Origin of the sequence: Chachezhania antarctica (genome assembly GCF_003646465.1) — a bacterium.
GTDB lineage: Bacteria > Pseudomonadota > Alphaproteobacteria > Rhodobacterales > Rhodobacteraceae > Chachezhania > Chachezhania antarctica.
The window spans coordinates 1-3,164 of sequence record NZ_QZEX01000033.1 but is presented as its reverse complement, the minus strand read 5'-3'; the positions used below and the strand labels follow the sequence as shown (position 1 = coordinate 3,164).

5 protein-coding genes are annotated in these 3,164 nt (G+C 67.4%); all 5 read left to right on the top strand.

The genetic code is table 11. The annotated features are described in order from the left end of the window. The coding region (locus D4754_RS23675; RefSeq protein ID WP_205589708.1) for an ATP-dependent Clp protease proteolytic subunit at positions 1 to 545 on the top strand (545 nt) is incomplete at its 5' end. A 10-nt stretch (positions 546 to 555) separates the two neighbouring features. After that, the gene (locus tag D4754_RS23670) at positions 556 to 1,851 is read left to right on the top strand and encodes a phage major capsid protein (protein ID WP_121068624.1); all 1,296 of its coding nucleotides are present in this window, start codon (positions 556 to 558) and stop codon (positions 1,849 to 1,851) included. Positions 1,852 to 1,912: 61 nt separating this feature from the next. Further along, on the top strand, positions 1,913 to 2,392 hold the full coding sequence (locus tag D4754_RS23665) for a hypothetical protein (protein WP_121068622.1): 480 nt from the start codon (positions 1,913 to 1,915) through the stop codon (positions 2,390 to 2,392). After that, positions 2,389 to 2,661, top strand: coding sequence for a head-tail connector protein (locus D4754_RS23660; protein ID WP_121068616.1), 273 nt, complete (start codon positions 2,389 to 2,391; stop codon positions 2,659 to 2,661). The genes D4754_RS23665 and D4754_RS23660 overlap by 4 nt, the downstream gene beginning before the upstream one ends. Continuing rightward, on the top strand, positions 2,661 to 3,005 hold the full coding sequence (locus D4754_RS23655; protein ID WP_163026049.1) for a phage head completion protein: 345 nt from the start codon (positions 2,661 to 2,663) through the stop codon (positions 3,003 to 3,005). Before D4754_RS23660 ends, D4754_RS23655 begins: the two co-directional genes overlap by 1 nt. The last annotated feature ends 159 nt before the right edge of the window (positions 3,006 to 3,164 follow it).

Genomic DNA, 3,164 nt, shown 5'->3' with positions numbered 1-3,164 from the left:
ATGTCCTGGGGATCGCGGCCTCGGCGGCGTCTGTGATCGCGATGGCGGGTGACGACGTGCGGATGGCACGGGCCGGGTTCCTGATGATCCATAACACGTGGATCCTGGCGGCAGGCGATCGTCATGCGCTGCGCGAGGTGGCCGACTGGCTGGAACCGTTCGACGCGACGGCGGTCGAGATCTACGCGGCGCGGTCGAGCCTCGCGCCCGAAAAGATCGCCGACATGCTCGATCGCGAGACATGGATCGGCGGCACGGCGGCGATCGAACAGGGCTTTGCCGACGACTACCTCTCGGCGGACTTGCTCGACACCGGCGGCGATGAGCCGTCGGCGTCCATGCGCGCCGAGCGCAAGTTCGATCTTCTCGCGCGGCGCGCGGGGCTGAGCAACGCGGCCTCGCGCGAGATCCTGCGCGGCCTGAAATCCGGCACGCCTGGCGCTGCCGAAACCCCGCGGCCGGGTGCCGTGGATGACGAGCGGCCGGGCGCCGCGGACGTGACGCAGGAGCTCGCTTCGCTCCTGCAATTGGCAAAATCCATCTGAGGACAATCAAATGAAGATGATGACCAAATCGGCCGCTTCGGCGGCCGCAATCATTGCTGCGGCCTCGGCCGGGGCGATCAAGGTTCCGGCCGGCGTGGTCGGTACGCCGCGCATGGACGCTGCCGGCAATGTCGAAAAGCTGCTTGGCGAGGTGAAATCCGAGCTGGCCCGGGTCGGTGGCGAGGTGCGCCAGACGGCCGAGGATGCACTGAAGCAGGCGAAATCTGCCGGGGATCTCAACGCCGAAACCAAGGAAAAGGCCGACAAGGCGCTGGCGGAGTTCAACGGGCTCTCGGGCGCGCTGCAGAAGCTCGAGGGCAAGCTCGAGGCGCTCGAGACGCGCAATCTCGATCTCGAGCAGACGGTTGCCGCCGGCGGGCGGGGGGGCGGTGCGCCCTCCCAGACCGTGGGGCAGGAGCTTGCCGGGTCCGACGAGCTCAAGGCCTGGGTGACCGGCGGGCTGAACGGCAACCTGGTGCTGAAGCCCAAAGCCGCGATCACGTCGGTCGGGGGATCGGGTGGCGGCCTGATCTGGCCGACCGAGGATCGCACGCCGGTCAACATGGCGCGCCAGCGCCTGCCGATCCGGGCGCTGCTGATGCAGGCGACCACCGACAGCGACGTGGTCAAGTACGCCAAGCAGACCCTGCGCACCAATGCCGCCGCGATGGTTGCCGAAGAGGGCACCATGCCCGAGAGCGCCTATGGCTGGACGCAGGCCGAGGCCAACGTGCGCAAGATCGCGCATGTGACCAACATCTCTGACGAGGCGCTGGCGGATGCGGGTCAGCTCGAATCCGCGATCGATGGTGAAATGCGCTACGGGCTCGATCTCGAGGAAGAGGCGCAGATCCTGGCCGGCGACGGCACCGGGCAGAACCTCTCGGGCCTGGTCACTGAGGCTACGGCGTTCTCGGCCGCGGCGGGGCTTCCGGATACGACGCGGATCGACCGCCTGCGCCTTGGGNCCGGGATCACGCTGAACCCGATCGACTGGGCGGCGATCGAGCTGCTGAAGGATACGACCGGCCGTTACATCTTCGGCGATCCGAACGTGTCGAAGACGCCGATGCTCTGGGGCGCCGATGTCGTGCCGACGGTGACGCATTCGGCGGGCGAGTGGATGGTCGGCAACTTCATGATGGCGGCGACGCTTTACGACCGGCAAGCGGCCGAGGTGCAGATCTCGAGCGAGCACGGCACCAACTTCGTGGAAGGCATGAAGACCATGCGCGCGATCAAGCGCCTGGCCATGGCCGTGAAGCGCGGCTCGGCGCTGGTCACGGGCGACTTCACCTTCGTCTGATCCTGAACCCGTCACGGGCGGCGCGGACCGCCCGTGCTCTTGACCTATTGGAGGGCAGATCATGCTCCTGAAACTCAACCGGACGCAGGCGACGAAGATCGGGCGCCTGCAGGCCCATGTCGTCTATCGCTTCGACATGCAGAACCCGGCACAGGCCAACGTTGCGGGCACGCTTCTCGAGCGCAAGTTCGCGGTGAAAGTGACGAAGGCGCAGCTCGAGGCCGAGGCCTCGGACCGGGAGGCGCTGGCCCGTGCGCTGATCGCGGGCGAGGCCAATCCTGCCCAGGTGCCGCTGGCGGTTCTCGAGCGGGCGGCGATCCTGGTGCAGGAGGCGGAAGAGGCCGCCACCGTCAATGCCGGCAAGGCCGCGGCGCGGGAGGCAAAGGCCAGCGCGGCCGCCGCGAAGAAGGAAGCGGCCGAGAAGGCGGCTGCGGAGAAGGCGGCTGCGGAGAAGGCGGCGGCCGAGAAGGCCGAGGCCGAGAAGGAAGCTGCTGCCAAGGCTGCGGCCGAGAAGGCGAAGGCGGGAGGCTCGGCAAAGTGAGCCAGCTCGCGCTTGCCGATATCAAGCGGTATTGCCAGGCCGTCGATTTCTCGGCGGATGACGTTCTTCTGGGCGAGCTGCAGGCTGCGGCCGAAGCGTTCGTGCAGACGTACATCCGCCGGGATCTCGACACGGAATTTCCGGGCGCATGGCCCGAGCCGTGTTGCCAGGCGGTCAAGCTCCTGGTCGCGGCATGGTATCGCGAGCGCGAGGCGCCGGTGCCGGAGGGCGTGCGGGACATGCTCAAACCTTACCGGGATCTGAGCTGATGGCGGCGCCGCGGCCTGGGCAGATGATCGAGGTGGTGCAGTTCCGGCGGGCAACATCCGTGCATGACGGCATCTCGGAGGTGGAGACGTTCGCGGATTTCGGCACCGCGCAGCGGGCCCGGAAGATCGACGCCAGCGACGCGGAGCGCTGGCAGGCGGCGGAGGTCAGTGCGTCGCTGTCCGCCCGGTTCCAGCTCCGCCGCAATGAAGTCACCGAGGTCGTGACATCGAGGGACCGCCTGACCTGCCGTGGGATTGATTACGAGATCACCGGCAAGCGCGAAATGGTCGATGACCTGCGGTTCTTCGAATTCTCGACCGTTGCCCGGATCGATCGCACATGAGTGTCACGATGAAGCTTTCCGGGTTCAGGGACCTCGAGCGCGAGCTTGAGAAGCTGAGCCAGGCCGCGGGCAAGGGCGCCCTGCGGCGTTCCCTGAAGAAATCTGCCACGCCATTGGCGGAGAAGATGCGGGACCGCGCTTCGGAGGCAGAGGGCGACC